The sequence below is a fragment of the Longimicrobium sp. genome (assembly GCF_036554565.1).
In the GTDB taxonomy this organism is placed as follows: domain Bacteria; phylum Gemmatimonadota; class Gemmatimonadetes; order Longimicrobiales; family Longimicrobiaceae; genus Longimicrobium.
In genome coordinates this window covers 1-1,917 of sequence record NZ_DATBNB010000263.1, presented here as the reverse complement: position 1 = coordinate 1,917, position 1,917 = coordinate 1, and the positions used below count along the sequence as shown (strand labels likewise).

Sequence of the window (1,917 nt, the reverse complement as noted above, 5' to 3'; positions counted from 1 at the left end):
CCGTGCGGCGCCCGCGCGGCGTGCTGAAGTCGCGCATGCCGATCCCCTTGGGCCCGCGCACGATCCCCATCCCCACCCCCGCCGCCGCCTCGATGAGCGTGTCGCGCCCGTCGATGAGCCACAGCTTGCGGTCGTAGATGGACACCACGATGCGCCGCCCCGTGGCCGCGTTGGCCGCGCGGCGCCAGCGGATCCACTCCACGCTGTCGGCGCGGTTGCGGGGCGCGGTGGGCGCCGGGTCGGGGTTGTCGACGCCCAGCTGCCGCAGCCGGTTTTCCATCAGCTCCTCGCGGGTCACCAGCCCGCGCGGGCGGTTGTCCACCATCTGCGCCGGCGTGCCGGTGCCCTGCGCTTCTGCCCCGGGCACGGCCGCGCAAATGCCGAGCGCCGCCAGCCACAGGGCCGTAACCATCCGTTTCATCACAGTACAGCTCCCGCGGGGTGTAACCGAAATCCAGGTCTATAATTGGGGCCAAACATCCGGCGCGTCAATGCCGGGCGCACGCACGAGCGGGCCCCGGGGAGGCCCCGGAGCCCGCTCCTGCCGCCAGCGGCGCGGTTACGGCCGATGGCTGTTTCCGACGCCGTACCCCGTGTAGTACCCGCCGGTGGGCACGCCGCCGCTGTCGCCGTTGCGGAAGCGCTCCATGCCGTACGGCCCGTAGGCACCGTAGCGCCCGCCCATCCCGCCGTCGGCGTCGCCCATGCCCATGCCCCCGGCGTTGTACTCGCCGCCGCCCGAGCCCAGGTTGCCCGTGTTGCCGCCGCGGTAGTCCGAGCCGTAGCGGCCCATTCCGCCACGGTTCGCGCCGCCGTAGCCGCCGCGCATCCCCGGCTCGTCCATGTCGTTGCGGTAGCCGTAGCCGGCATTCCCCTGGCTGCCCATGTAGCCCCGGCCGCCGACATGGCCGCCGTACCCGCCCTGCGCGTGGGCGCCGCCGCGATAGCCGCGGTCGTCGTCCCACTCCACGTCCGCGAAGCCGTGCGAGGGGCGGTAGCCGCCGGTGTCGTGGCTGTCCCAGCCGTCCCGGCCGCGGCCCGCGCGGTAGCCGGCGTCGTACCGGTTTCCGCCGCCCTGGCCGGTGTAGTTGGTGGCGGTGTACCCCGAGCCGAAGTTGCCGCGGCCCATCCCGCCGGTGTACCCGCCGTTGACGTCGCCCATCTCGCGGTAGCCGCCGTGCTGGTTCCAGCCGCCGTGGTCGTGGCCGGCGCCGTACATCCCCCCGGGCTGCATCCCGCCGCCGCGGTAGTCGCGGCCGTAATCGTCGCGGCCGCCGAACCAACCGCGCACGGTTTCGGCCGCGCGGTCCATGAAGTTGCGGTTCCCGTAGTCCCGTCCGTAGTTCATCCTCCGCTCCTTTTCCCGGGTTCTCCGCCTGCTCCCGCCGCGAGGCGGCGGGGTCGGGTCCAGGTTGCAAGAGGCGGGCCGTTCTCCATCCCCTATCTCCTTGCCAGACGGTGCTTTGACTCGGATCGGATGATGCGTCCGCCAGAACCCGCCACCGGTCGCCCGCGTTGACAAACAGGCGTCTGCGGCGCACCATTCACCAGCCTCACCCGTTCTCACCGCACGTCCTTTCCCGCCGGGCCTCCAGGCCCGAACCCGCTGCGCACCCGAATGCTTTCGCCGCGCCAGCAAGCCACGCTCGTCGCCCTGTGCAGGCGCATGGTGCCCCTGCCGGAGGAGCCCGACCCGTCCGCCGCGCGCCTGGCCCGGGCCGTGGAGGTGCGCATCGGCACGCTGCACGCCGAGCGTGCACGTGGCGTGGGTTTCGTGCTGAACCTGCTGGATTCGCGCCTCGCGGGGCTGGCCGCCGCGGCGCGCCCATCCGGCTTTTCCGCGCTGCACGGGCCGCGGCAGGATGCCTGGCTGCGGCGGTGGGAGGTGAGCCCCGCCCCGGCGCTCCGCTCGGCGTT

At 73.3% G+C, this 1,917-nt stretch carries 3 protein-coding genes; 1 reads left to right on the top strand and 2 read right to left on the bottom strand.

Annotated elements, in window-relative coordinates; genetic code table 11:
- Together VIB55_RS07130 and VIB55_RS07125 are read right to left on the bottom strand one after the other, a co-directional pair.
- The coding region (locus tag VIB55_RS07130; protein WP_331875980.1) for a hypothetical protein at window positions 1–421 on the bottom strand (421 nt) is incomplete at its 3' end.
- A 138-nt stretch (window positions 422–559) separates the two neighbouring features.
- Window positions 560–1,348 (bottom strand): hypothetical protein, encoded by a 789-nt coding sequence (locus VIB55_RS07125; RefSeq protein WP_331875979.1) that lies wholly within the window; start codon window positions 1,346–1,348, stop codon window positions 560–562.
- Between the two features lie 270 nt (window positions 1,349–1,618).
- Here VIB55_RS07125 and VIB55_RS07120 point away from each other — a divergent pair.
- Window positions 1,619–1,917 (top strand): hypothetical protein (locus tag VIB55_RS07120; RefSeq protein ID WP_331875978.1); only part of this gene is annotated, 299 nt, incomplete at its 3' end.